The organism is Bradyrhizobium sp. LTSP857, from assembly GCF_000938285.1.
Lineage (GTDB): Bacteria > Pseudomonadota > Alphaproteobacteria > Rhizobiales > Xanthobacteraceae > Bradyrhizobium.
In genome coordinates this window covers 101,518-126,541 of sequence record NZ_JYMS01000048.1, presented here as the reverse complement: position 1 = coordinate 126,541, position 25,024 = coordinate 101,518, and the positions used below count along the sequence as shown (strand labels likewise).

At 63.8% G+C, this 25,024-nt stretch carries 22 protein-coding genes; 5 read left to right on the top strand and 17 right to left on the bottom strand.

The window, feature by feature from the left end; translation table 11 throughout:
• Position 1: 1 nt before the first annotated feature.
• The 10 genes from UP06_RS33135 to UP06_RS33090 form a co-directional block, all read right to left on the bottom strand.
• Positions 2-1,285: an acetyl-CoA C-acetyltransferase gene (locus UP06_RS33135; protein WP_045007904.1), complete on the bottom strand. Its 1,284-nt coding sequence runs from the start codon at positions 1,283-1,285 to the stop codon at positions 2-4.
• Positions 1,285-3,552: an acyl-CoA dehydrogenase gene (locus UP06_RS33130; RefSeq protein WP_045007903.1), complete on the bottom strand. Its 2,268-nt coding sequence runs from the start codon at positions 3,550-3,552 to the stop codon at positions 1,285-1,287. Before UP06_RS33130 ends, UP06_RS33135 begins: the two co-directional genes overlap by 1 nt.
• Before the next feature lie 280 nt (positions 3,553-3,832).
• A complete protein-coding gene (locus UP06_RS33125) occupies positions 3,833-4,456 on the bottom strand; it encodes a flavin reductase family protein (protein ID WP_045007941.1) in 624 nt (207 codons plus the stop codon).
• A gap of 143 nt (positions 4,457-4,599) precedes the next feature.
• On the bottom strand, positions 4,600-5,199 hold the full coding sequence (locus UP06_RS33120) for a TetR/AcrR family transcriptional regulator (protein WP_045007902.1): 600 nt from the start codon (positions 5,197-5,199) through the stop codon (positions 4,600-4,602).
• 33 nt (positions 5,200-5,232) lie between these two features.
• Positions 5,233-8,370, bottom strand: coding sequence for an efflux RND transporter permease subunit (locus UP06_RS33115; protein ID WP_045007901.1), 3,138 nt, complete (start codon positions 8,368-8,370; stop codon positions 5,233-5,235).
• Positions 8,371-8,551: 181 nt separating this feature from the next.
• Complete coding sequence (locus UP06_RS33110; RefSeq protein ID WP_045007900.1) at positions 8,552-9,658, bottom strand: efflux RND transporter periplasmic adaptor subunit; 1,107 nt, start codon at positions 9,656-9,658, stop codon at positions 8,552-8,554.
• Positions 9,659-9,915: 257 nt separating this feature from the next.
• On the bottom strand, positions 9,916-10,734 hold the full coding sequence (locus tag UP06_RS33105; protein WP_045007899.1) for an SDR family NAD(P)-dependent oxidoreductase: 819 nt from the start codon (positions 10,732-10,734) through the stop codon (positions 9,916-9,918).
• Between the two features lie 146 nt (positions 10,735-10,880).
• Positions 10,881-11,270, bottom strand: coding sequence for a hypothetical protein (locus UP06_RS33100; RefSeq protein WP_045007898.1), 390 nt, complete (start codon positions 11,268-11,270; stop codon positions 10,881-10,883).
• A 171-nt stretch (positions 11,271-11,441) separates the two neighbouring features.
• Positions 11,442-12,362: an AraC family transcriptional regulator gene (locus tag UP06_RS33095; RefSeq protein WP_082081804.1), complete on the bottom strand. Its 921-nt coding sequence runs from the start codon at positions 12,360-12,362 to the stop codon at positions 11,442-11,444.
• Positions 12,363-12,411: 49 nt separating this feature from the next.
• The gene (locus tag UP06_RS33090; protein ID WP_045007897.1) at positions 12,412-13,743 is read right to left on the bottom strand and encodes an MFS transporter; all 1,332 of its coding nucleotides are present in this window, start codon (positions 13,741-13,743) and stop codon (positions 12,412-12,414) included.
• Positions 13,744-13,823: 80 nt separating this feature from the next.
• Here UP06_RS33090 and UP06_RS33085 point away from each other — a divergent pair, with 80 nt between their 5' ends.
• Positions 13,824-14,309 (top strand): ribosomal maturation YjgA family protein, encoded by a 486-nt coding sequence (locus UP06_RS33085; protein ID WP_045007939.1) that lies wholly within the window; start codon positions 13,824-13,826, stop codon positions 14,307-14,309.
• Here the strand turns inward: UP06_RS33085 and UP06_RS33080 are convergent.
• A complete protein-coding gene (locus UP06_RS33080; protein WP_045007896.1) occupies positions 14,275-15,309 on the bottom strand; it encodes a LacI family DNA-binding transcriptional regulator in 1,035 nt (344 codons plus the stop codon). The two genes, UP06_RS33085 and UP06_RS33080, sit on opposite strands and share 35 nt — an antisense overlap.
• Before the next feature lie 218 nt (positions 15,310-15,527).
• Here UP06_RS33080 and UP06_RS33075 point away from each other — a divergent pair, with 218 nt between their 5' ends.
• Positions 15,528-16,466, top strand: a complete 939-nt coding sequence (locus UP06_RS33075) for an NAD(P)-dependent oxidoreductase (RefSeq protein WP_045007895.1) — start codon at positions 15,528-15,530, stop codon at positions 16,464-16,466.
• An 18-nt stretch (positions 16,467-16,484) separates the two neighbouring features.
• Here the strand turns inward: UP06_RS33075 and UP06_RS33070 are convergent, their stop codons facing one another.
• The 4 genes from UP06_RS33070 to UP06_RS33055 form a co-directional block, all read right to left on the bottom strand.
• On the bottom strand, positions 16,485-17,645 hold the full coding sequence (locus UP06_RS33070) for a winged helix-turn-helix domain-containing protein (protein ID WP_045007894.1): 1,161 nt from the start codon (positions 17,643-17,645) through the stop codon (positions 16,485-16,487).
• A gap of 153 nt (positions 17,646-17,798) precedes the next feature.
• Positions 17,799-18,053, bottom strand: a complete 255-nt coding sequence (locus UP06_RS33065; RefSeq protein ID WP_045007938.1) for a hypothetical protein — start codon at positions 18,051-18,053, stop codon at positions 17,799-17,801.
• A gap of 120 nt (positions 18,054-18,173) precedes the next feature.
• Complete coding sequence (locus tag UP06_RS33060; protein ID WP_045007937.1) at positions 18,174-18,419, bottom strand: hypothetical protein; 246 nt, start codon at positions 18,417-18,419, stop codon at positions 18,174-18,176.
• 254 nt (positions 18,420-18,673) lie between these two features.
• The gene (locus UP06_RS33055) at positions 18,674-20,065 is read right to left on the bottom strand and encodes a caspase family protein (RefSeq protein WP_045007893.1); all 1,392 of its coding nucleotides are present in this window, start codon (positions 20,063-20,065) and stop codon (positions 18,674-18,676) included.
• 314 nt (positions 20,066-20,379) lie between these two features.
• Between UP06_RS33055 and UP06_RS33050 the strand changes: the two genes are divergently transcribed.
• Complete coding sequence (locus UP06_RS33050; protein ID WP_045007892.1) at positions 20,380-21,021, top strand: OmpA family protein; 642 nt, start codon at positions 20,380-20,382, stop codon at positions 21,019-21,021.
• A 64-nt stretch (positions 21,022-21,085) separates the two neighbouring features.
• Here the strand turns inward: UP06_RS33050 and UP06_RS33045 are convergent, their stop codons facing one another.
• Complete coding sequence (locus UP06_RS33045; protein ID WP_045007891.1) at positions 21,086-22,366, bottom strand: phospholipid carrier-dependent glycosyltransferase; 1,281 nt, start codon at positions 22,364-22,366, stop codon at positions 21,086-21,088.
• 198 nt (positions 22,367-22,564) lie between these two features.
• Between UP06_RS33045 and UP06_RS33040 the strand changes: the two genes are divergently transcribed.
• Complete coding sequence (locus tag UP06_RS33040; protein ID WP_045007890.1) at positions 22,565-23,266, top strand: FecR family protein; 702 nt, start codon at positions 22,565-22,567, stop codon at positions 23,264-23,266.
• Between the two features lie 2 nt (positions 23,267-23,268).
• On the top strand, positions 23,269-24,396 hold the full coding sequence (locus UP06_RS33035; RefSeq protein WP_045007936.1) for a hypothetical protein: 1,128 nt from the start codon (positions 23,269-23,271) through the stop codon (positions 24,394-24,396).
• 115 nt (positions 24,397-24,511) lie between these two features.
• Here the strand turns inward: UP06_RS33035 and UP06_RS33030 are convergent, their stop codons facing one another.
• On the bottom strand, positions 24,512-25,000 hold the full coding sequence (locus UP06_RS33030) for a VOC family protein (protein ID WP_045007889.1): 489 nt from the start codon (positions 24,998-25,000) through the stop codon (positions 24,512-24,514).
• Positions 25,001-25,024 lie beyond the last annotated feature (24 nt).

Sequence of the window (25,024 nt, the reverse complement as noted above, 5' to 3'; positions counted from 1 at the left end):
GTCACACCGCCTCGATCAGCATGGCGCCGCCAAGCCCGCCGCCGATGCATTCGGTGGCAACCCCGCGCCGCGTGCCGAGCCGCTTCATGGCGTTGACCAGATGCAGCACGATGCGGTTGCCCGAGGTGCCGACGGGATGGCCGAGCGAGATCGCACCACCATCGACGTTGAGTTTTTCACGGTCGATCTCGCCGGCTGCGCCGTCAAGGCCAAGGATCTCGCGGCAGAACTTCTCGTCGTTCCAGGCGGCGAGACAGCCGAGCACTTGCGTGGCGAAGGCCTCGTTCAGCTCCCAGGTCTCGACGTCCTTGATGGTGAGATTGTTGCGCTTGAGCATCGGCGTTGCCGACATCACGGGCCCGAGCCCCATGATGCTCGGATCGAGCGCCGCCCAGTTGCTGTCGACGATCACAGCCTTCGGCGTCAGCTTGTGCTTTGCGACCGCCGCGTCCGAGGCAAGGATCACCCAGGAGGCGCCGTCGGTGATCTGCGAGGAATTGCCGGCGGTGACCTGGCCCCAGGGACGCTCGAACACGGGCTTCAACTTTGCCAGCGTCTCAGACGAAGAGTCCGGCCGCACGCCATCATCATGATCGAAGAATTTGCCGTCGCGGGAGAAGGCAGTCTCGACCTCGCCCTTGAGGAAGCCCTGCGCCTGCGCGTTCGCAAGCCGGCGATGGCTCTCGGCCGCGTAAGCGTCCGACTGTGCGCGCGTGATACCGAAGAGGTGGCCGACGACCTCGGCGGTCTGGCCCATGTTCAAGTCGGTGATGGGATCGGTCAGCCCGCGCTCAAGGCCAATGATCGGCTTGAGATAGCGCGGCCGCAGCTTGAAAGCCGCACCCAGCTTCGCAGCGATGCCCTTCGCCGTGGCGAGGCCGGCAAACCAGCGCACGCCGGAATTCGGCCAGACCAGCGGCGCGTGGCTCAAGGCCTCGGTGCCGCCGGCGAGGACCATGTCGGCATGGCCCTCGCGGATGTAGCGGTAGGCGGTGTCGATCGATTGCATGCCGGAGCCGCAATTGATCTGCACGGTGAAGGCGACCATGTCCTCGCCCATGCCGAGCCTGAGCGCGGCGACGCGGGCCGGGTTCATCTCGTCGGCGATCACATTGACGCAGCCGAGGATGACCTGGTCGAAGGCCGTGGGCGAAAACGGCTGGCGGGCCAGCAGCGGCCGGCCGCATTGCACGGCGAGGTCGACCGGCGTGAACGGTCCCGGCCCCGAGCGCGCCTTGAGAAACGGCGTCCGGCTGCCGTCGACGATGAAAACCGGTCGTGCCATCAGCTCGCCGCCCTCTGTTCACCGAGTTCCTGGAAGAACTGATGCACATCTCCGGTTTTCTTGTAAATCGGCGACAGCGCCTCCGGCGCAAAATCGTCGACCTCGATCACTTTTGCGACAGCTTCGTGGGCGGCCGCGAGCTGCTCGCCTTCGGCTTGGGTGATGACACCCTTGGCCACCGCGTCCTTCCAGTCGGTTATATGCGCGGCGCGCATGCGCTTGGTGATCGCGTCTGAGTTTACGACCAGCGCGAATGCGCGCTCCAGGCGCGCAAAGCCGCAATCGTCATCGACATGCGCGAGATCCGGCGTGATGCGGTCACGCGCGGCCGACGGCTCCAGCACCAGGCTTGCGCATTGATGCACGACGCGGTCGGACGGGCCAAGCACGCGGGCACCGAAGGGCTGAACCACGAGCTTGAGGATCACAGCGACGAAGCGGTTCGGCAGGTTGGCAAGGATTTCGGCGAGGCGGTTCTCGATGGTCCTGAAGCCGCTCGCCATGCACCATTCCAGCGCGGCAAAATCCTCCTTCTGCCGGCCCTCGTCCTGCCAGCGTTTTAGCGCGGCAGAGAGCAGGTACAGCTCGGAGAGGATGTCGCCGAAGCGCGCCGACAGCATCTCCTTGCGCTTCAGCGCGCCGCCGAGGGTGAGCAGCGCCATGTCGGCGCAGAGCGCAAAGGCCGCCGAATAGCGCGAGAGCTGGCGATAGAATGGCATCGCTTCGCCCGCATCGGGCGCCGGCGCGAAGGCACCAAAGGTCCAGCTCCGGCCGAAGGCGCGCAATAGCGTCTCGAAGCTGTGGCCGACATGCTTCCAGAATGCCTTGTCGAACGCGGTCAGCCCGCGCTCGCGGTCGGTGTCGGCAAGCGCGTTCATCTCGTCGAGCAGATAGGGATGCGCGCGGATAGCACCCTGCCCGAACACGATGAGGTTACGGGTCAGGATGTTGGCGCCCTCCACGGTGATGCCGACCGGCACGGCGCGGTGCAGATTGCCGAGATAGTTTTGCGGACCGTCGATCACGGCCTTGCCGCCATGGATGTCCATGGCGTCGTCGATCGCGATCCGCATCCGCTCGGTCGCGTGCAGCTTCATGATGCCGGAGATGACGGCGGGATGCACGCCGGCATTCAGCGCCGCGCAGGTTAGCCGCCGCGCCGCATCGAGCTGGTAGGCGGTCGCGACGATGCGGGCGAGCGGCTCCTCGACGCCTTCAAATTTGGAGATGGAGATGCCGAACTGCTCGCGGATGCGGGCATAGGCGCCCGTGGTGCGCGCGGCATAGGCGGCACCGGCGGCCGAGAGTGACGGCAGCGAAATGCCGCGGCCGGCGGCAAGCGCCGTCATCAGCATCTTCCAGCCCTGCCCGAGCCGTGCCTCACCGCCGATGACGTAGTCGAGCGGAATGAAGACGTCGTGGCCCCAGTTAGGACCGTTCTGAAACACCTGCATCGAGGGCAGATGGCGGTGGCCGATCTTGACGCCTGGAAGATTGGTCGGGATCAGCGCCACGCTGATGCCGAGCTCGTCCACGTCGCCGACGAGATGATCGGGATCATAGGCCTTGAAGGCCAGCCCAAGCAGCGTTGCGACGGGCCCAAGCGTGATGTAGCGCTTGTGCCAGTTGAGCCTGAGGCCGACGACCTCCTGGCCCTCGAAGATACCCTTGCAGATGATGCCGGTGTCGATCATCGAGGCGGCATCCGAGCCGGCTTCCGGGCTGGTGAGGCCAAAGCACGGAATGTCGCGGCCGTCGGCCAGCCGTGGCAGCCAGCGCTCCTGCTGCTCCTTGGTGCCGAAGCGCATCAGCAGCTCGCCGGGTCCGAGCGAGTTCGGCACCATCACCGTGACGGCAGCCGCGATCGAGCGGGTCGAGATCTTGCGCACCACTTCGGAATGCGCGTAGGGCGAGAAGCCGAGGCCACCAAACTCCTTCGGAATGATCATGCCGAAGAATTTTTCGCGCTTGATGAAGGTCCATACCTCCTGAGGAAGATCGCGCCATTCCCAAAAGATCTTCCACTCGTCGAGCATGGCGCAGAGCTCGTCGACGGGACCGTTGAGGAAAGCCCGCTCCTCATCGGTCAGCACCGCCTGCGGAATCTTCAGCAGCTTCGCCCAGTCAGGGTTGCCGGTGAAGAGATCGCCGTCCCACCAGACGTCACCGGCCTCCAGCGCCTCGCGCTCGGTGTCGGACATCGCCGGCAGCACGCCGCGCGCCCAGGAGAAGATCGGCTTTGTGATGGTGTCGCGGCGGAAGCTCATGGCGGACCTCATGCAACGGCGCGGTTGTCAGGCATTTTAGCGGAAAGTCGCGGGCGGAAGTGAACACTTCGCGAGCAAAAAAAGCGAAATTGACGCGGCCGGGCGGCCGCCCAGGGACCATAACGGCCAGGGCGTGGTGGCGGTTCCGGGAGGGGATGGACAGAGCGAGGAGCGGTAGCCCGGATGGAGCGTAGCGCAATCCGGGAAAGTCTATCCGGGGGTGAGAATCCCGGATTTCGCTTCGCTCCATCCGGGCTACAGGATGTGGACAGACTTGGGCCTAATCCGGCCGAACCATCTCGAACATGTTTTCCGGCTTGATCTCAAAATAGTCGCCGCGACGGCCGGCACGGACGATCGGGCGGGCGGCGGCGGTCTGGTAGACGCCGTCCTTGATCATGGCCTTGTCGATGTGGACGGCGACGACCTCGCCCAGCGTCAGCCAGGCATCAGCCTGCTTACCGTCGGCGCCCTTGAGGCGGACGATGTCGGACACCTTGCACTCGAAGGCGACGGGGCTCTCAGCCACGCGCGGCACGTTGACGAGCTTGCCGGGCACGGCGGTGAGGCCGGCAACCTCGAACTCGTCGACCTCAGGGGCGACATGCGCGGCGGTCGCGTTCATGTGCTTGGCCAGGTCCATGGTGGCGAGATTCCAGACGAACTCGCCGGTCTGCTGGATGTTCTCGACCGTGTCCTTCCAGTTGGTGGAGGAGAAGCCGATGATCGGCGGCACGTAAGCGAAGGCGTTGAAGAAGCTGTAGGGCGCGAGATTGACGTGGCCCTTGGTGTCGCGCGAGGAGATCCAGCCGATCGGCCGCGGTGCAATGATGGCGTTGAAAGGATCGTGCTTGAGGCCGTGGCCCTTGGAGGGTTCGTAGAAATAAAGGTCTTTGTCGGTCACGCGAGGTCTTCCCTGATCCTGGTAGCCCGGATGGAGCGAAGCATAATCCGGGTCCGCCAGCGCAATGCTCAACTATCCCGGATTGCGCTTCGCTCCATCCGGGCTACGTCGGCTTTGCTTATAGGAGAAATCTTGAGCGCCCGTCAGTGACGCGGCGACAGGCCCGCAATGACGAAATCGATCATCTGGTCGATCGAGGGGCCCGGCTTGGTGGCGCACTGGGCGATCATCTGGGGGTGGAAGAAGCGCATCATCGCGGTGCAGGCGCACATCGAGGCCAGTTGCAGGTCCGGCGCCTCGAACTCGCCGGAGGCGGCACCTTGCGCGATCATCTGGCCTATCACCGTGGTGATCAGCTCCATATGGGTGACGCAGACCTCCCAGTCCTCCTGCATCGCGATCTCGACCATCTCGTGCAGCTTGTTGTCGCCGACATAACGCTCGGTGTTCATGCGATGGATGGTGGTGAGCAGCTCCCGGAAGCGCTCCAGCACCGGACCGGGCCTGGCCACGATCCGCTGCGCCTCGAGCTCGACCTCGCCCATCAGCGAACGGGCCACTGCCTGATGGATCGCCTTCTTCGATTCGAAGAAGCGATAGACATTGGCGGGGCTCATCCGGAGCTCTTTGGCAATGTCGCCGACCGTGGTCTTCAGGTAGCCGATCTGGCGGAACAGCCGCTCGGCCACCTCGAGGATACGCTCCCGGGTGTCGCCTTCGATATGTTCCGAAATCAGGGCCATCAATCAGGACTCGTTAGCCAGCAGTCTTCTCATTTATTCAGCCGCTTCAGCAAGCGGAATTGCGTCCTGGTCATCGCTCCCATGCTGCGGCGCGGCAGGCTGCTCGGGGGTCCCCGCCTCATCCAGGCTCTTGCGGAACCACAGGGCGTAGAGGCCCGGCAGGTACAGCAGCGTGAGGAAGGTCGCGACGAACAAGCCGCCCATGATGGTGATCGCCATCGGGCCCCAGAAGGCGGAGCGAGACAGCGGGATCATGGCGAGGATGGCGGCGAGCGCCGTCAGCACCACCGGACGGGCGCGGCGGACGGTTGCCTCCACGATCGCCTCACGGCGGGTCAAGCCGTGGGAGACGTCGGTCTCGATCTGATCGACCAGGATGACCGCGTTGCGCATGATCATGCCGGCGAGCGCGATCAGGCCGAGCAGCGCCACGAAGCCGAACGGCGCGTTGGCGACGTTGAGCCCGAGCGAGGCGCCGACGATGCCGAGCGGTGCGGTCAAGAACACCAGGATCAGGCGCGAGAAGCTCTGAAGCTGGATCATCAACAGCGTCAGCATCACCATGACCATCAGCGGGAAGAGGATGAAGATCGAGGCATTGCCCTTGGCGGATTCCTCGAACGCCCCGCCCGGCTCGATGCGATAGGCCGGCTCGAGATTATCCTGAATCGCCTTCAGCTTCGGCGCGATCTGGCCGGTGACGTCGGGCGCCTGCACGCCGTCGACGACGTCGGAGCGCACGGTGATCGCCATGTCGCGGTTGCGCCGCCACAGGATCGGCTCCTCATGGGCATATTCGATTCTGGCGATCTGCTGGAGCGGTACGGCGACGCCGTTCTTCGAGGTGATGGTGAGATCGCCGACGCCGCCGAGATCGAGGCGCTCGGAGCCGACCGCACGGGCCACCACGCCGACCTTCTCGATGCCGTCGCGCACGGTCGTGACCTGCGTGCCCGAGATCAGCAGCGACAGCGCCTGCGACACGTCCTGCGGGGTCAGGCCCATGGCGCGGGCGCGATCCTGGTCGACGACGAGCTTGAGGTAAGGCGACTGCTCGTTCCAGTCGAGCTGGACGTCCTTGACGTTCTTGTTCTCACGCATGACGTCGCGGACCTGATAGGCGATCTCGCGCACCTTGTTGGCGTCGGGGCCGATCACGCGGAACTGGACGGGGAAGCCGACCGGCGGACCGAAGTTGAAGCGGTCGACGCGCACGCGCGCCTCGGTCAGCATGCCGTCGGCAACCGCACCCTCGATCTTGGCCTTGACGCGCTCACGCGCCTCGACGCCCTTGGCGACGATGACGATCTCGGCGAAGGCCTCGTTCGGAAGCTGCGGATTGAGGCCGAGCCAGAAGCGCGGCGAGCCCTGGCCGACATAGGCGGTATAGGTGTCGATGTCCTGGTCGTCCTTCAGCAGCGTCTCGGCCTTCTTCACCGCCTTCTCAGTGACATTGAAGGCAGTGCCCTCGGGCAGGCGGAGCTGGAGGAACAGCTCGGGCCGCTCGGAGAGCGGGAAGAACTGCTGCTGGACATGGCCAAAGCCGACGATCGAAGCAACGAAGACGCCGACGGTCGCGACCACCACCGTGATGCGATGGTTGACGCACCACTGCACGATGGCGCGCAGGCCGCGGTACATGCGGGTCTCGTAGACCGCGTGCGGATCGTGATTGTGGTGCACCTTGATGTTGGGCAGCAGCATGACGCCGATATAGGGCGTAAAGATCACCGCCACGAACCAGGAGGCGACCAGCGCGATCGCCACGATCCAGAAGATGCTGCCGGCATATTCACCGACCGCGGAATTGGCAAAGCCGATGGGGAGGAAGCCAGCGGCCGTGACCAGCGTTCCCGTGAGCATCGGAAACGCAGTTGATTCCCAGGCAAAGGACGCCGCGCGCATGCGGTCCCAGCCCTGCTCCATCTTCACGACCATCATCTCGACCGCGATGATGGCGTCGTCGACGAGCAGGCCGAGCGCGATGATCAGCGCGCCGAGCGTGATACGGTGCAGGTCGAGCGACATCGTGTTCATGACGATGAAGACGATGCCGAGCACCAGCGGCACCGAGAGCGCGACCACGATGCCGGTGCGCCAGCCGAGCGCGAGGAACGACACGAACAACACGATCACCAGCGCCTCCATGAAGGAGTGCACGAATTCGCTGACGGCGTGCTCGACCACCTTGGGCTGGTCGGCGATGAGCCGAACGTCGACACCCTGCGGCACCGCCTTCATGAATTCAGCGGTCGCCTTCTCGACCTCCTTGCCGAGCTCGAGGATGTTGGCGCCCTTGGCGGTGACGACGCCGATGCCGATCGCAGACTTGCCTTCCTGGCGCACGATGAAGCTTGGCGGATCGACATAGCCGTGGGTGACGGTGGCGATATCGCCCAGGCGGAACACGCGACCGTCGCTCTCGACCGGGGTCTCGGCCACGGCCTTGGCGCCATCGAGCGCGCCGGTGACGCGCAGTGGCACGCGCTGCGACGAGGTCTCGACCGTGCCAGCCGGCGTCACATTATTCTGCTTGGCGAGTGAATCGAACAGCGCCTGCGGCGTGATGCCGAGGGTGGCGAGCTTGGCGTGGCTGAACTCGACGAAGATGCGCTCGTCCTGGTTGCCATACATGTCAACCTTGGTCACGCCCGGCACCTTGAGCAGGCGCTGGCGGAAGCCTTCGGCGACCTTCTTGAGCTGGGCGTAATCGGCGCCGTCGCCGGTCATCATGTAGAGGATCGAATCGACGTCGGAGAACTCGTCATTGACGACCGGCCCCAGAATCCCTGCGGGCAGTTGGCCCTGCACGTCGACCAGCTTCTTGCGCAGGAGATAGAAGAGATACGGCACGTCCTTCGGCGGCGTGGAATCGCGGAAGGTCACTTGGAGCGCAGTGAAGCCGGGCTTGGAATAGGTCTGCACCTTCTCGAAGTAAGGCAGCTCCTGGATCTTCTTTTCGATGGGATCGGCGACCTGCGCCTGCATCTCCTGGGCGGTCGCGCCTGGCCAGAGCACGGAGACGTTGACCACCTTCACCGTGAAGAACGGATCCTCGGCACGTCCGAGCTTCTGATAGGAGAAGAAGCCGGCGACGCCGAGCACAAGCATCAGGAACAGAACCAGCGTCGGATGGCTGACGGCCCAGGCCGAAAGGTTGAAGCGCTTCATCGCTCTCTCCGAAAAGACGATCCAATTGCCAAAAACGACAGCCACTCTGTTCGAACCGTCGTCGCGAGGCAGCGAAGCAATCCAGGGGGCTGGGCAGGTTCTGGATCGCTTCGCCGCTTCAGCCTTCGCATTTGCGCGACGGCCGAAACTCACCTCACACGACGTAACTCGTAAAAAAGTCTTAGAACGACAGTGACGACACGATCCGGACCTTCTGGCTCGGATCGAGCTTCTGCACACCGAGGGCGACGATCTTGGCGCCCTCGTCCACACCGCTGGTGATGACGACGTCGTTGCTCTCGTAGGACTTCACAGCGACCGGCTTCAGCGTGACCGCGCCGTTGTCGTCGACGACGTAAAAGGACGGCTTGCCGCCCTCATTGAACAGCGCCGACAGCGGCAGCCGCGCGACGCGCTCGGTGGCCGCGTCCGACAACGTCAGCGTCGCCGTCATGCCGAGCGAAACCTTGTCGTCGGCCTCGGGCAGCGAGAATTTTGCGAGATAGGTGCGCGTAGCGGAATCCGCGGTCGGCGCGATCTCGCGCAGCTTCGCCGTATATTTCTTGCCCGGCTCCGACCAAAGAGTGACGCTGGCGGCGCCCGATTTGGCACGTCCGACCAGCGTCTCAGGGATCGCGACGACCGCTTCCTTTTCGGCAAAGCGGGCGACGCGGATCGAGGTCTGGCCTGCGGCAACCACCTGGCCGGGCTCGATCAGCGTTGCGGTGACGACGCCACGGGCGTCGGCGTTGAGCGTCGCGTAGGAAAGGGAATTCTTCGTCAGCTCGACCGAGCGCTCGGCCCGGTTCAGGCGCGCACGGGCCTCATCGGCAGCGGCGCGGCTCGAATCCATCGCCGCATCGGTGGTCCAGCCCTTGGCCTTCAGATCCTTGGCGCGCTGCTCAGCGGCGGCGGCCTGGGCCAGCACGCCGGTCGCAGCGGTCTGCTCAGCGACGGCCTGCTCGGCCTGGAGCTTCAGATCGATCTCGTCGAGGATGGCGAGCGGCTGGCCGATTTCGACAGTCTGGCCAACTTCGACCAAGCGCTTTGCGACCTTGCCGGCGACGCGAAAACCGAGATCGCTCTCGATCCGCGGGCGAACAGTGCCGACGAAGCTGCGCTCGGGCGTCTCGGCATCATAATGGGCGGTCGCGACCAGAACCGGCCGCGGCGGCTCGGCCTTCTGCGCCACCGTGTCATTGCATCCGGCCAGCGCAGCCGCCATCAGGGCCAGCGACACACCCGCCAAGAGCCTGGAATAGCTCGATAAAACTGACCGAACGAACATCGGAGGACACTCCTGCGTCTGCAATGAGACGAATGTCGACTAATCACTGATGAAAGTCAATATTCGTCAATCATCAGGAAAGCGTGATCGTTAAGGAGTGGTAACCCTCCCCGTCGCCCTGGCGGCGGCTAGGGCCCATTACCCCTGAGGTCGATTGTTAAAAGAGAACGTCTCCCCGCGTGCCCCAAGAGAAGCCGCGGGGTCTGGGCCCTGGCTTTCGCCAGGGCGACGTTCCCAGAGACTGCGCACTTTGCGCCTCAGCCCTGTGCGCGCCTCGAGACGTCGGCCCAAGCCTCCCACGTGGCGAGCCGCTCGGCATATTGCTTTCGTGCGACGCCGAGAGGCAGCTCACCGAGGAAGAGCCGGAGCGGAGGCGACGGCGCGTCGACGATGCTCAGAATGGCCTCGGCCGTCGCCGCGGGACTGCCGAGCTTGCGCGACACCGACGCTGCCTTGAGCCGATTACGAAGCTCTCCATATTCCGGCATCGGCTTGAGGCTGACGGAAGAACTTCCACGCCAATCGGTGTCGTAGCCGCCGGGCTCGATCAGCGTGACCCTGATGCCGAAATCAGAGACCTCCGAGGCCAGTGTTTCTCCGAGACCCTCCACCGCCCATTTGGAGGCATTGTAGATGCCCGCGGTCGGAAAGGTGATGATGCCTGCGATGCTGGACGTGATCAGGATATGTCCGCGGCCTTGCTGGCGCAGAAAAGGTAGCGCGGCCTGAACGACCCACAGCGTGCCGAAGAAGTTCGTGTCGAACTGCGCGCGTGCATTCTCCTGGTCGGTTTCTTCGATGGTCCCGAACACGGCATAGCCGGCGTTGCTGACGACCACATCGAGGCGTCCGAATGTCGCCGCCGCAACGCGTACGGCTTCCCTGGCGTCATCCTCGCTGCGCACGTCGAGCTCGATCGGCAACAGCGCAGAGCCATAGGTCTCAAGGAGATCCGCGAGCGTTCCCCTGTTTCGGACGCAGGCTGCGACCTTGTCTCCGCGCGCAAGCGCGGCTTCTATCCAGGCGCGCCCCAGTCCGCGCGAAGCACCCGTAACGAACCAGATCTTTTCGGCCATAGTCGATCATCCTCAAAATGGTGGCGGTGGCCCCGAACGAGCGTCGTTTTTGACGACCCTGCTCGGCAGCTCTGACCAGAGTTAGCGGAGGTCTTTGCCTGATCGGTAACTGGCATGGGCCAGACAATGCGCCGATCCGGCCAACTTCATTGCGCGGCGCCTCGCCTTGCCAGCACGTCTTTTCCCAACGCCGTGGCCTCTGTCTCATCGCGAACGAAGTGGAAAGGCACGCCGAACGCCTTGCCAAAGCCTTGGGCCGCCAATCTGAGCGGCATTGGCGTTGCCTCCAGGCCTTCGATCACGATCGCCGCGGCGCAGAGCTCTCGAAGGCGCTGCTTGTTCCGCTTCAGAAACAACGCGCGCGACTTCCTCGCGTCCTGTGAATCGTTCGCATCGTCATCGCCGTCATGCTGCGCGATCAAAACGAATGTACCGCCTTCCGCAAGAAGCGCTGCGAGCTCGGCTTCTGCGTTCCCTTCGGGACCGTCGGTATCGCGGAGAAAAACCAGCGGAAATTGGCTTCTGTCGATCGGCATGGCAGGCTCCTGCAAAGCGGTGCAGCGCCTCTCGCGTGAAGGCGCTCCCAATGGCCTGATCCTATCGATCACGCACCCGCTGGAGCGCGCATCAGATCAGGCCATCAAGTAGCTCCAGACGGCCCAAAATGCGGATTTCCAACGTGTGGCCGCATGACGCCGGGCCTGCCTTCACGATTTCTGCTTGGTGTGCCGCTGGGCAACCGCCCCGAAATCGACGACCTCCGCGTTGGGACGGATATCGACACGCGGAGTGTCGTCGGCGGCACGGCCGGGCGGCTTCCGAATCTCCCGTTCGAGGTCGCCCATCGCAGCTTCGGTGAAATACCGAGCCGGTGTCGTCCCAAGCATCCGTCTAAACATGGCGATAAAAGCGCTTGGGCTTTCATAGCCAAGGTCGAACGCGATATTCGTAACGGAGCTTCCAGAGGCTAGACGCTGGAGTGCCAATCCAATGTGCAACTGCTGTCGCCACCGCATGAACGACATACCCGTCTCGCGTTGAAACAGCCGTGACAGTGTGCGGTTGCTCGCGCCAACGCGCGCGCCCCATTCCTCGATCGTGAAACGCAGCGATGGATCATCGATCAATGTCTCGACAAGCCGCCGCAGGCGTCGATCGGTCGGCATCGGCAAATGCAAGGGTTCGAGCGGAGCCGCCTGGAGCTCGTCCAGCAATACGGCGACCAGCCGCGCTTCGCGCGTATCACCTTCCGGATAGAGCGATGGCCCCGCAATGAACCGCAGCAGCAGCTCGCGAAGCAGTGGCTGGACGAACAGGATCCCACAGCCGCCGCGGAGCGAGTTCGCCGTCGCGGGATCGACATAGAGGCTGCCGACAGAAATCGGACCGGCCGAGCGGGCCACGTGGGCGACGCCGCTCGGAATCCAGATGGCGCAATGGGGTGGCACGGTCCAGATGCCACCAGCGGCTTCCACGGTGATGACGCCGCTGACCACATAGAGCAACTGCGCCTTTCGGTGGCAGTGAGGCTCGGTTTCACGGATCGATGCGAGCTCGATCGTCAGTCCGACGACCGGGCGCGGCACCTGGTCGGGATCGTCCAGGTCCGGGGTGTTCGAAAGGCTCATTGACCAGCCTCCTGTTCGCCAGCTCGCAAATTATGAGGCTGGTTGCCCCTCACCGCCCCTGTTCGGCGAACTCGTGCTTGCTCTCGTGGCCGCCGATGAAGACGAGGATGCCGGCGAGCAGAGGCAGCACCGCGAGCACCAAGAGGCCGGTCGAGGTCTGTCCCGTCGCTTCCTTGACCCAGCCGATCAGATACGGCCCGCCGAAACCGGCGAGGTTGCCGACCGAGTTGATCAGGGCGATAGCGCCGGCCGCAGCCGTGCCCGAGAGCCAGGCGGTCGGCAAGGTCCAGAACACGCCGAAGCAGCAGAACACGCCGATCGCAGCGACCGTCAGCACCACCATCGTCATGGTGGGATCGGTGAGGTAGCTGGAGGCGGCAAGCGCAATGGCCGTGAGCAGCAGCGGCGCGCCGACATGCATCACGCGCTCGCGCGTCGCATCCGAATGCCGTGCCCACAGGATCATGGCGATGGTACCGAACAGATACGGGATCGCGGTGACGAAGCCGGTCTGGGCGTTGGTGAGGCCGAACGCCTTGACGATCTGCGGCAGCCAGAACTGCATGCCGTAGAGCGCGCCGACGAAGCCGAAATAGACCAGGCTCAGCATGATCACCTTGGGCGAGGACAGCGCCTCGCCGAGCGACAAATGCTTCACCGCCTGCTTGGCGGCAATCTCGGAATCGAGTTTGGCCTTGAGCCAGGCCTTCTGCTCGGCCGACAACCAGTCGGCCTTCTCCGGCCTGTCGGTGAGGTAGAACCAGGTGACGATGCCAAGCAGCACCGAGGGGATGCCCTCGATGATGAACAGCCACTGCCAGCCCTTCAGCCCCATCGCGCCGTCGAGCCCGAGCAACAGGCCCGAGATCGGCGCGCCGATCACAGTCGAGACCGGGACCGCGATGGCGAAGGCGGCGAGGAATCGACCGCGATATTCGGCCGGGTACCAATAGGTGAGATAGAGGATGATGCCCGGGAAGAAGCCGGCCTCGGCCACGCCGAGCAGGAAGCGGAGGACGTAGAAGCTGGTGACGCCGCTCGTCAGCGCCATCAGCGCCGAGATGATGCCCCAGGTCACCATGATGCGGGCGATCCAGCGGCTCGCGCCGAACTTTTCCAGCGCGAGGTTGCTCGGCACCTCGAAGATGAAATAGCCGATGAAGAAGATGCCGGCGCCCCAGGAAAAGATCAGCGGCGTGAACTTCAGCTCGGCATTCATGGTCAGCGCGGCGAAGCCGAGATTGACGCGGTCGAGATAGGAGAAGAAGTAGGCCAGCACCAGGAACGGAATCAGGCGCCAGGAGATGGCGCGGATGGTTGAAGTCTCGATTTCACTCTTGGCTGCGCCGGCAGAACCGGCATAGGTCGTGGTCTGGCTCATGGCTTCCCCCCGGGGTTGTTGCTTTTATGGGCTAAAATGCGGTTTTCAGCATCGCGGGCAAAGAGTCAATGGAGCAAGCAATGCACGGGACGCAACCGGTCAAACCCATTGCGCAGCGACAGAGATCGCTGATCCGCGCCGCCCTCGCGCTGGTCGTGATCGCCTGCGGACTGTCCCTGCGCTGGTACGGTTTTCCCCTCGGGCTTCCGGCCTTCGTCGTGAAGTATGGCGGCTCGCTGTTGTGGGCGACGATGGTGTTCCTGCTGGTCGGGGTTTTGCTGCCGCGGCTGACGCGGACGCAGATCGCGATCATCGCCATGGTGATCGCGGTCGTGGTCGAATTCTCTCGACTAGTGCATGCGCCCTGGCTCGATGCGTTCCGGCTGACCACCGCAGGCGCGCTGCTGTTGGGGCGAATCTTCTCCCTGTGGAATTTGGTCGCCTACCTCATCGGTATCGTGGCCGGCGTCTGGCTCGACGGCCGTGTCGCGAGCTTCGCCCAAGACCGGATCCTGCCTCGACGCAGCACGCTCAATTCGCAACAGGCCGGCTCGACGCGCGAATGATCAGCTCCGTCGGCACGGTGAGTCCACGGCCGCGCTCGATCTCGTCGCCGCGCATTCGCTCCAGCAGCATGGTCGCGGCGTGGCGGCCCATCGCCGCCAGATCCCACGCGATCGCCGTGATCGGCGGCGTGTGCAATTCGGCGAGGTCCGAGTCGCTGCCGGCCACCACCGAAATCCCGTCGCCTACGGCGATGTTCATCGTCCGCAGCGCTCTCAAGCAGCCGCCTAGCATGTCCATCGCCGCGACGAAGAGCGCCGTGGGGGGATTCTCAATGCCCATGAGCGATGCCGCCGCCCGGTAGGCGTCTTCGCTCGAGAGCACATTGTCTCGCAACAGTCTCGGATCCGGCGTGATGCCTGCCGCCACATTCGCCTCACGAAATCCTTCCAGGCGGCTTCGCGACGGAAACGCCTTGATATCGCCGACGAGCATCCCGATCCGCCGATGCCCGAGACCAAGCAGATGGCTCGTCGCAAGACCTGCCCCCCGGCGATGATCGGCCGTGACGCGGTCGAGCGCCTCGATGCTGCCTCTGTCGATGAGCAGGACCGGCATCGAACCCTCCGACAGCGCCTGGCGCACGTCGCGGTGCTGCTCGTCACTCAGCGTCATCATCACGCCATCGACCCGGCGCTTGCGGAAGGCCCGCAGCAAGGCGATCTCGACATCGGGGCGGTTGGTCGTGCTCGCCAGCAGCAGGGTGTATCCGGCCTCGCGCAGGACCGCCTCGGCCTCCTTGATGAATATCGCGAAGCGGGGGATGTCGAAATCACGAATGGCGCAGGCCACGAGCCGCGATCGTCCCGCACGCATGCTCTGTGCAGTGACATCAAGCTCATAGCCGAGGTCAGCCACGGCCTTTTCGACGCGCTCGCGCAGCTCTCTGGTCACTGTGGGATGATCATTGAGCACGCGGGATACCGTGCCGACCGCGACGCCCGCCTCTCGGGCCACGTCCCTGACTTTTACGGTTTGTGATCGGCGCGTCTGTAATGGCATGCCATGTTATGAACCGGTTCATGAATTCGGGCAAGCTTCTGCGGCGACAAATGCAAAAAACCAACTACTCGGCTTAAAATCTGTTTTCGTGCGATCGAATCTTTGATGAACCGGTTCATTGACTCCCACGCAGAACTCGGCACAATGGCCGCGGTGGTGAAAAGCCACGCCAGGTGACCTCATCCTCTCCATTGGACGGGTCCAGAGAAATGTCAGCCATGCCGCAACCCAAGATCGGCTTTGTTGGATTTGGCGAGGCTGCGCAATGCTTCGCAAAGCATCTCTCGCCTCAGACCGGCGCGCCGATCGCCGCGTTCTGTCAGGGCAAGACCAACGCACCACCCTATTCTCAGGCCTTTCGCGCGCTGGCGGCCGGTTGTGGCGTCACGCTGGTCGAGCGGCTTGACGATCTGTCGGAGGCGGACGTGATCTTTTCCGCCGTCGTCGTTGCCGTCGCAGCGGAGACAGGCGAGGCCATATCCAGGATTGTGCGCCCCGGCTGCCTCGTGGTGGACATCAACGCGGCAACTCCGCGCACGAAAAAGCGTGTCGCCGAAGCGGTGGAGGCGCGCGGCGGCGTGTTCGCGGACGCGAACCTGATGGGTTCGGTCGACCTTTATGGCGCCGCGGTCCCACTCTACACCTCCGGCAGCGGCGCCGAGCGCTTCGCAGAGATTTTCGGGCCACTCGGCTTCCGCATCGAGGTGGCCGGTCCGGAAGCCGGAACAGCAGCGGCCGTGAAGATGCTGCGGAGTGTGGTGACGAAAGGCATGGAGGCGCTGCTGGTCGAAGCTCTGACCGCCGCAACGCTCGCCGGTGTGCGCCATGAAACCATGCGCGGGCTTTGCGCGTCGATGGATGCCACCACGTTCAGCAAATTCCTCGACATGTGCGTCCGCTCCAACGTGCTGCATGCCGAGCGCCGCGCCGTGGAAATGGACGGCGTCGCGGCGGGCCTGCGGGAATTGGGCTTCGATCCCGTGATGACGGCCGCGACGGCGGAGCGATTGAAAGTCTCCGCGCGGCTGGGCTTACGGGCGGAATTTGCACGACGTTCGGGCTATTCGGCCGACGATGTGCTGGACAGATATGCTCGTGTGCTGTCCGGTCCTGGAGGCGAGCCACGAGGCTCGCGCGAGTTCAAAGAAGGGCCGTAGACAGGGCTGCGATGACGCTCATTCCGCCAATTGAAACCGCTCGAAGCGATCGAGCTCGTCCTCGATCTTCTGCTTGAGCTCCTTGCGCCCCGCCGTCTTCTTGCCGGTGCCGAGCCAGGTCCATTTCTGCATCAGGAGCTTCTTGGCCTGCCGGTCGGTCTTGAGATCGAGCGCGGCGACGATCTCGTCGCCAACCAGCACGGGGAGCGCGAAATAGCCGAGCTTGCGCTTGGCCTTCGGCACGTAAGCCTCGAACAGATGGTTGTAGCCGAAGATGAGATTGGTGCGCTTGCGCTGGATGATCAGAGGGTCGAACGGCGAGAGGATATGGACGAGATCCGGCGAGACTTCGCCCGGCAACAGCGCGGCCGGCTGCGCCCAATGCTCCTGCTTGCCGGCGCCGTCGAGGGCGACCGGGACGAGTTCGCCGCGGCGAACGCGCCAGGCGATCAGGGCTGCGACCGCCTTCTTGCTTGGCGCATCGAGATGGCAGATCGAATCCAGGCTGACGATGCCCTGTGAGCGCAGCGCGCGGTCGAGCAGATAGGCCGTGATCTCCTTCACTGATGCGGGCTTCGGCAACTTGTCCCAGCCGAAATGCCGCGTCATCAGCTCATAGGTCTTGAGCATGCCTTGGCGTTCGCTGACGGTCGCGAGGCCGGTATAGAAGGCGAGCTGCAACGCGCGCTTCGAGGGTTTTCGGCTCTGCCAGAGATGCTCCTTCTCGGTGAGCACGTCATCCTCGATGTCGCGGATCGTCAGCGGTCCGGCGCGAAGCAACCGCATCACCTTGCGGGTGTCGGCCGGCTTTACCGACGCATACCATCTGTGTCCCTCGCGGCGGTGTTCGCGCATCGCCGGCAGGAAGAAGCGAAAGTCGCTCGACGGCACGTAGGACAGTGCATGCGTCCAGTATTCGAACACGCTCCTGTCGACGCTCTGGGCCTGACGCAGGTCGGCGCGGCGATAGGACGGGATGCGGCTGAACAGGATGTGATGATGGCAGCGCTCGATCACGTTGATGGTGTCGATCTGCACATAGCCGAGATGGGCGATCGCCTCCGCCACGGCTGCCGCGCCCTCGCCGAATGGCGCGCGCGTGTCCAGGCGCTGGGCACGCAGCCAGACCTGCCGGGCCAGTGTCGTGGAGATTGGAAGGGGTTTTGGCGCGCGGGACATTGCGAGGAGCAATGTAGCGGGATTCGCGCCAAGAGAAAGAACAAGAGAAACAACAAGAGAAACAACAAGAGAAAGAACAGGGCAGAGCGGCGAGCCCAAGAAAAAGCCGCGCTGCCATCTGCTGACAGCGCGGCCGAATGATACGGCCGAGGCCTATTTCATCATCATGGCCTTCTGCGCCTTCATATAGTGCATGCAGCCGCTCTTCATCTTGCCCATGCTCATGTCGGCGTTGGCCATGGCCATTTCCTTGTTCGCGGCCGTCTTGCCGGCCGTGTCGGCAGGGCCGGTCATCGTGGCCGTCGATTTCATCAGATTATCGCTGGTGCACGCCATCATGGCGGCGGATGCGGGTGAAACAGAAAAAGCGAACGCGACAAAGGCTGCGGCGGTGAGCAAGGTCTTCATCGAAAAGTCTCCTCCGTAAAACGAAACCGGCGTCATGCCGGCCTTCGCAATTACGTATTCTCTGCCGACAATGTTTCGCGGAGAAGAAAATTTTCTTGCTGCGATGCGAAGCGAGACGCCTCAGCGGCCGTCCTTCGGCGCTTTGGACCGGTTACTGAGGCTGCCGGTCGCGATGTCCGGCTCGCAGGAGGCCTTACCGCGCCCCTCGGACTGGCAGCGATAGACGCTGCCGGTGAGGCGGTCGACCAGCCACATGTTCTCGTCGGTCGGACCATCGAGGCCGACATAGCGGGAGGTCAACCCCGTGATCAGCGTCGAGAGCAGGATCGCCACCGCAATCATCGCCGCGCCAATATAGATGGGCATGGAGTTCAGGAACACGGTCCGATCCGGCGGGCCATTGCGATAAAACTGATAGTCACTTGGCCTCGGCACTGGATGGAACTCGGCTCCCCTCGTCTGCGGTGTCGGATGACGGATTTTTGCTAGGCGCGCATCTGGCCGATTTCTTGTTCGCAGGCAGGCCATGCGACGACCGCTTTGCGACGATCAATGTACATCGGTTTCCAACGCAAAAGCGGCCCGGTCTCGGGCCGCTTCGCGCAACGTGGCTCGTCAAATCAGCGGTGGAACAGGCCGCCGAGCACGTGACCGAAGAGAGCGCCGGCGCCGCCCGCGCCGCCACCGCCACCACCATGAGCGCGACGGCTGCCACCGCTGGAGGAGCGGCGATGCGCGGGTTCGTCATCGGAATCGTCAGCCGAGGCGAGCCGGGTGGAGACGATCTCGGACTGCATCGCCTTGTGCTGGAGCTTGTTCAGATAGCCAGTGGTGGGATAGCCGCGCGCAGCCTGCCAGCGCTTGATCACGGAGCGCGTGTCGTCGTCGAACTTGCCGGTTGCCTTGATGTCGAAGCCGAGACCGGTGAGGCGGCGCTGCACGTCGCGGCGCAGGTTCTTGTCCAGCCCAAGCTGGTCTTCGGAGATCTGGTCGGCTGTTTCCGTGAAGGTCGAGGGATCAACGCCGCCGGTCAGGTTGCGCGTCGTGGTCGAAGGGCCATCCTGGATCGCGGCGATGCGGGCGAGTGCCAGCGACTTGAAGGTGCCGTTCGGATAGTTGCTGAGGTAGGCATTGAGCTCCTCGACCTTGTTGGTGTCCTTGATCGAGCGCCAGAACTCGAGCTCGACCTCGCCGGCCTGGGCGACCGACGCCGGAGCGGCGTCGGCGGTGACAGCGGGCGTCGCGGTCGGATTGAGATAGACCGTGCCGGTCAGATTGGTGTGGCCCCAGGGCAGCTGCGCCTTGTTGGTCTCGTCATTGACCTGAGCGCGGACCTTGGTCATCGCCTGCTGGATCTCGACACCGGGGGAAGCGATGTTGGCAATGAGCGCGCGGGTGAAGGGGCTGTTGGTGCCGGCTTCGCCGTCGAGCGCGGTCTGGCCCGGGCCAGTCGCGAAAGCGATCAGCGTGCCTTCGCCGGACTTCATCTCGGCAAGGCCGCTGTCGACGCTGACGGAACGCGTCGCCTTGGCGGAGCGGATCTTTGCGGCGAAGGGATTGTCCCGGCACGCATCGAGGAACACCAGCTTCACCTTGGCGTCGGCCATGGTCTGCTCCAGCGTCAGATCGACGTTGATCGCAGCACCCAGCTTGACGTCCATCTCGGATTTGAGGTCGGCATCGATCGGCAGCAGATAGTTGGTGCCGTTCACCGCGATGCCGTGGCCGGCATAGAAGAACAGCGCCACGTCGGCGCCTTCGCTCTTCTTGCCGAATTCGAGCAGCTTCGTCGTCATGGCGTCGCGGGTGAGGTTCGAACCCTCGACCACCTCGAAGCCGACATTGCGCAGCACCCGCGCCATCGACTTGGCGTCGATCGCGGGGTTCGGAAGCTGCGGAACGTTCTTGTAGGCTGAATTGCCGACCACGAAGGCGACGCGCTTGTCTGCGAGCGCCGCGTTGCCAGAGAAGACGAGGGCCGCGAAGGATATTGCCGCGATCAGGAAACGCATGGTCTTTCTCCCCAGATCCAGAACCACCGACGGCCTGACTGTGATCTCTTCCACGGAGCCTGAATGTGATCTATATCACGCAAGGGGCGACGCAGCTCGAACCCGCGCCGAACAGGGCGCGACGACTGCTGTTCGCTTGGGCGCGATCTCTTTCCCTTGGATACGAAGCGCCGCCCGAAACACCGTGAAAATGCGCTAGGATGAGCCCGGAAACGCACAATTTCCAACGTGACGAGCATCACATCTGAGCTTTTGAACCTAGCCTATGCTCGCAGCATCAAATCGCCATCAGGCGTCACAGCGAGGATACGACAATGACCCATTTCAATAAGTTTTTTGGACTTAAGGCGATTGCGCTCACGGCCGCGCTGTCGATGACGGCGGGCCTGGCTTTCGCCGGCGACAATAACGTCTCTTCCAGCCAGATCCTGGATGCACTGAAGCCGAAGCCGGTGACCCGCGGCCTCTCGGTCGGTCCGCAGACCGATCCGACGGTGCAGGCCAAGGAATCGAGCTTCCTGAGCACCGTGCGCAACCGGCAGACCCGTTCGCTCTCGACGGGCGAGCGTGAGCAGATCGCCGAGCTCGCCGCGACCAAGCCGAACATCGATCTGGAAATCCAGTTCGACTACAACTCGGCCGACATCGCCAAGACCTCGGTGCCGTCGGTGCAGGCGCTCGGCAAGGCATTGTCCGATCCGACGCTGAAGGGCTCGACCTTCGTGGTCGCCGGCCACACCGATGCGGTCGGCACCGAAGAGTACAATCAGGGGCTCTCGGAACGACGCGCCGACACCATCAAGAAGTATTTGGTGCAGAATTACGGCCTCAACGGCACCGACCTCGTCACCGTCGGCTATGGCAAGACCAAGCTGAAGGACACCGCCAACGGCGCCGACCCGGTCAACCGCCGCGTCCAGGTCGTGAACATGGACACCAAGACCGCGTCGAAGTGATCTGAGAAGTAGTTGCAGCAATCGACAAACCGCCTGCCGCGAGAGTGGCAGGCGGTTTTGATTGTCAGATCCAGCCCTGAAACAGCATCAACCGGTTGAAGGTCTGCATCGAGGTGCCGACGAAGGCCGCGGAGATCGGCAGCATGACGGCAAAGCCGACTGCCGCGACGCCGACATAGGCCCACAGCAGCCAGCGCGGCAGGCCATCCCTGCGCAACACATAGACCAGCGTGAGCGATGCCGCGGTCGCGGCCGGCAGATAATAATAGATGAAGCCGAGCGTGCGCGGCAGCAGCGCCCAGGCGAGCCAGGGGCCGAAATAGAACGCCGCGATCAGGAACGCATCCCAGCGACGCGCGACGATGAAATCGCGTAGCACAAATACGAGCGCGAGCAGCGCCGGCCACAGCACCAGCGGATTGCCGAGGAAGACGACTGCCGAAACATTGTCTTCCGCGGTCTTGTCGAACAGGAACCACACCGGGCGCGCGAGCAACGGCCAGGACGGCCACGAGCTCATATAGGTGTGGCCAGCGATCGCAGTCGTGGTGTTGTCGGCAAAGATCCGGCGCTGCGCCTCAACCAGATCCGACAGCGATAACCCGTCGAGCGGAACGAAGGCCGCAACATACGTCAGCGCCGGCAGCAGCGCGAAGCAGAGCGCGACATGGTGCACCCTGAAGTCGGGCCAAAGATCAGGCCGGTACCAGTCGCTTGCCTTCGCATCGGCAAACAGCGTGTTCCAGCTCTGCATCAGACGGACCACCGCAACAATGGCGATGCAGACGCCGAGCGGAAACAGCCCGCTCCACTTGCAGGCCGCGGCGAGGCCGAACAACGCGCCCGCAAGCGCGAACAACGCATGCGGACGCTCTCTCCGAAAGCCATGCATGAAGGCGGCGGTCGCGAGCAGGCCGAAGCCAAGCGCAAAGATGTCGAGCATCGCGATGCGCGCCTGCACATAGAGCATCTGGTTAAATACTGCGATCAGCGCGGCCGCGATCGCAGGCTCCTGTGCGGCGAACAGCGCGAGACCGCAGAGATAGATCGCGACGATCGCGAGCGCGCCGAACAATGTCGCCGGATAGCGCCAGCCGAACGCATTGTCGCCGAACGCCGCGATCGATACCGCCATCAGCTCCTTCGCGAGCGGCGGATGCATCGGGTTGAGCATCGGCTGCGACGTCACGGGGCTGAGCATCTGCCGCGCAGCCGGCACATAATGCACCTCGTCGAACACGAATTTGTCCGGCGTCGCCAGCCCGATCAGCAACGCGAGATGCGCAGCTAGGAAAATCGCGACAGCGATCACTGCGCTCCGCGACAGCTTTGGAACTGCGGGCAATTCAAGCGGCTTCTGTGGGGTTATTTTACGTGGCAAATCTGCGTCACCCCGGATAAAAAAATAACTCAGCGTCTGCATTGAACGCATTCTGCCGCAACTGTCACTAAGCTAACGCTCGTCCCGCGCCGCTTGTGATAATTCTACCACAACACAAGCGTGCGCGATCCGGTACGATCAGGGACCTCGATCGGTTGCGAAATGAATTTACGTTTTCTGCTTTTACCAACACTGCTGTCGGCCGCACTCTGCGCAGCGCCTTGCGCGCAGGCGCAGACCCGCGTCGGCGAAGCCGTCCTCGTCCAGAACGAAGTGGTGCGCGTGGCCGCGACCACGACGCCGATCAGTGTCGGCGACAGCATGCTGCGCGACGAGACTGTGCAGACCGGCGCCGCCAGTGCGGCGCGCTTCGTCATGGCCGACAGCACCAATCTGTCGCTCGGCCCGAGCGCAACGCTGAAGCTCGACCGTACCGTCTTCAACGACGAGCATAGCTATCGCGACGTCGCGATCCGCATGACCACCGGCGCGTTCCGGTTCGTCACCGGACATTCGGAGAAGACCGCCTACAAGATCACAACGCCGCTTGCGACCATCGGTGTGCGCGGCACCACGCTCGACATCCTGTCCCAGCGCGGCCGCTCCGTCGTCGTGCTTCAGGAGGGCGCGGCCAGCGTCTGCACGTTGAGCTTCCAATGCGTGCAGCTCACCCAGCCCGGCGACACCGCGGTCATTACCTCGACCGGCGGCAAGGTCTCCATCACCAAGACCAACGCGCCGCCCTGGACGTTCGCCGCCAACTGCACCGCGAGTGCCGGGCTGTGCTCGGTCAACCAATATGCCGACGCCTCACCGACCATCACGCCCGCCGTCCATGACGATGGCATGCTGTGCGGGCGCTGATGATGGCGAAGCTCGGCTTCAGACGGCTTGTCCTGGCCTGCGCGCTAAGCGCAGCCGCTGCGCTTGCACTGTTTACGCTCGACACCCGTCCGGCTGCGGCGCAGAGCACCACCTGCGAGTCCGAGTGCGGCGAGCCGCACCCCAATCCGTCGCCGACGTACTCGCCCTCCCCTTCGCCGAGCCCATATCCCTCGCCGTCGCCGAGCCCATATCCGTCGCCAAGCCCGACGCCGACCGGCTCCGATTCCAGCGGCAATTCGATCGGCGGCCTCGCCAACCAGCGCTTCAACCAGATGATCACCAACCGGGTGCTCGGCACGGTGCTGCTCGGCGTCAACGAGCAGGTCAATTGCAGCGACTGCATCAGCGCGTTCGGCTCGGCCGGCTCGTTCTCGGCCGGCATCCACGGCCGCAAGGAACTGACCAACAATCTGTCGCTGCTCGCCGGCATCGCCTACACGCAATACAGCGAGGGCGGCTACAACATCACCAGCGCGCCGATCGGCGCTTTCGCGCTGCGCTATGACTTCACCGATTGGGGCTCGTCGCGCCCGTTCTTCGACATCGGCACGATCCTGACGCCGTGGGAGAAGGCGCGCTACACCCGGAGCTACAACACCAGCCTCGGCCCGGTGAGCGTGACGAGTTCGACGAACAGCTCGAACTACGCGGTCTACGGTCGCGCCGGCTGGATGAGCCGGCTGTCACCGCGCGACGAAGTTGCGGCCTCCATCGAGGTCTGGCAACTCTGGCAGCGCGTGTCCGGCTACGCGGACAATACGGTGGCGTTCAATCCGTTCGACGCCACCATCGCAACCGGCACCGACCGCACCAGCCTGGTCAAGATCGGCGGCCAGTGGACCCATCTCTTCGCCGGCAATATCGAGACGAACATCAACGGCGGCTGGGTGCAGTCATTCGCCAGCCATAGCGGTATCGTCGCCACCGTGACCGGGGACGGCATGGTGGTGCCGACGATGGGCAACCAGGGCTGGTTCGAATATGGCGGCCGCCTCGGCTTCCGCGTGCAGAAGGGTTGGATCGTGGACCTCTTTGCGAACGGTACGCTCGGTCCGCAGCCGGTCGGCAACACCATCCATGGCGGCGTGGGGCTGCGGATTAATTATTAGCGGGAGGTCGTGGGGTGGGCAAAGCGAAGCGTGCCCACCAACTCTCGTAATCGTGGATGGATGGTGGGCACGGCGCTACTGCGCCTATGCCCACCCTACGGCGACTGCGTTGACGTCACGCCGCCGACTTACCCTCGAACGCCCGTCGCAAGAGCGCCTCGTCCAGCTTCACCATCTTCATCATGGCCTGCATCGCGCGAGCGGCCGCAGCCCTGTCCGGGCTCGAGAGGAATTCGAACATCACCTTCGGCACGACCTGCCACGACACGCCGTAGCGGTCGCTGATCCAGCCGCACTGCTGTTCCTTGCCGCCATGCTCCAGGAACGCATGCCACACGCTGTCGACCTGGGCCTGATCGTCGCAATGGATCATCAGTGACAGCGCGTGGGTATATTCCACCTTCATGCCGCCGTTGAGCGCGACCAGCGGCTGGCCGGCCACCGTGAACTCGACGACAAGCACGGAGCCCTCCTTGCCGGACGGGTTATCCGAGACGTTGCGCTGGACGTGCGTGATCTTGGAGCCCGGCACGAGCGAGACGTAGAACTTCGCGGCTTCCTCGGCATCGCCGTTGAACCACATGCAGGGAACGAGCTTGGACATTGCGAATGCTCCTCTTCGGGTTTC

What these genes read in the sequence shown, in the direction of transcription:
- UP06_RS33135 (WP_045007904.1), bottom strand. Translation starts at nt 1,285, where the DNA reads ATGGCACGACCGGTTTTCATCGTCGACGGCAGCCGGACGCCGTTTCTC.
- UP06_RS33130 (WP_045007903.1), bottom strand. Translation starts at nt 3,552, where the DNA reads ATGAGCTTCCGCCGCGACACCATCACAAAGCCGATCTTCTCCTGGGCG.
- UP06_RS33120 (WP_045007902.1), bottom strand. Translation starts at nt 5,199, where the DNA reads ATGGCCCTGATTTCGGAACATATCGAAGGCGACACCCGGGAGCGTATC.
- UP06_RS33115 (WP_045007901.1), bottom strand. Translation starts at nt 8,370, where the DNA reads ATGAAGCGCTTCAACCTTTCGGCCTGGGCCGTCAGCCATCCGACGCTG.
- UP06_RS33110 (WP_045007900.1), bottom strand. Translation starts at nt 9,658, where the DNA reads ATGTTCGTTCGGTCAGTTTTATCGAGCTATTCCAGGCTCTTGGCGGGT.
- UP06_RS33105 (WP_045007899.1), bottom strand. Translation starts at nt 10,734, where the DNA reads ATGGCCGAAAAGATCTGGTTCGTTACGGGTGCTTCGCGCGGACTGGGG.
- UP06_RS33100 (WP_045007898.1), bottom strand. Translation starts at nt 11,270, where the DNA reads ATGCCGATCGACAGAAGCCAATTTCCGCTGGTTTTTCTCCGCGATACC.
- UP06_RS33095 (WP_082081804.1), bottom strand. Translation starts at nt 12,362, where the DNA reads ATGAGCCTTTCGAACACCCCGGACCTGGACGATCCCGACCAGGTGCCG.
- UP06_RS33090 (WP_045007897.1), bottom strand. Translation starts at nt 13,743, where the DNA reads ATGAGCCAGACCACGACCTATGCCGGTTCTGCCGGCGCAGCCAAGAGT.
- UP06_RS33085 (WP_045007939.1), top strand. Translation starts at nt 13,824, where the DNA reads ATGCACGGGACGCAACCGGTCAAACCCATTGCGCAGCGACAGAGATCG.
- UP06_RS33080 (WP_045007896.1), bottom strand. Translation starts at nt 15,309, where the DNA reads ATGCCATTACAGACGCGCCGATCACAAACCGTAAAAGTCAGGGACGTG.
- UP06_RS33075 (WP_045007895.1), top strand. Translation starts at nt 15,528, where the DNA reads ATGCCGCAACCCAAGATCGGCTTTGTTGGATTTGGCGAGGCTGCGCAA.
- UP06_RS33070 (WP_045007894.1), bottom strand. Translation starts at nt 17,645, where the DNA reads ATGTCCCGCGCGCCAAAACCCCTTCCAATCTCCACGACACTGGCCCGG.
- UP06_RS33065 (WP_045007938.1), bottom strand. Translation starts at nt 18,053, where the DNA reads ATGAAGACCTTGCTCACCGCCGCAGCCTTTGTCGCGTTCGCTTTTTCT.
- UP06_RS33060 (WP_045007937.1), bottom strand. Translation starts at nt 18,419, where the DNA reads ATGCCCATCTATATTGGCGCGGCGATGATTGCGGTGGCGATCCTGCTC.
- UP06_RS33055 (WP_045007893.1), bottom strand. Translation starts at nt 20,065, where the DNA reads ATGCGTTTCCTGATCGCGGCAATATCCTTCGCGGCCCTCGTCTTCTCT.
- UP06_RS33050 (WP_045007892.1), top strand. Translation starts at nt 20,380, where the DNA reads ATGACCCATTTCAATAAGTTTTTTGGACTTAAGGCGATTGCGCTCACG.
- UP06_RS33040 (WP_045007890.1), top strand. Translation starts at nt 22,565, where the DNA reads ATGAATTTACGTTTTCTGCTTTTACCAACACTGCTGTCGGCCGCACTC.
- UP06_RS33035 (WP_045007936.1), top strand. Translation starts at nt 23,269, where the DNA reads ATGGCGAAGCTCGGCTTCAGACGGCTTGTCCTGGCCTGCGCGCTAAGC.
- UP06_RS33030 (WP_045007889.1), bottom strand. Translation starts at nt 25,000, where the DNA reads ATGTCCAAGCTCGTTCCCTGCATGTGGTTCAACGGCGATGCCGAGGAA.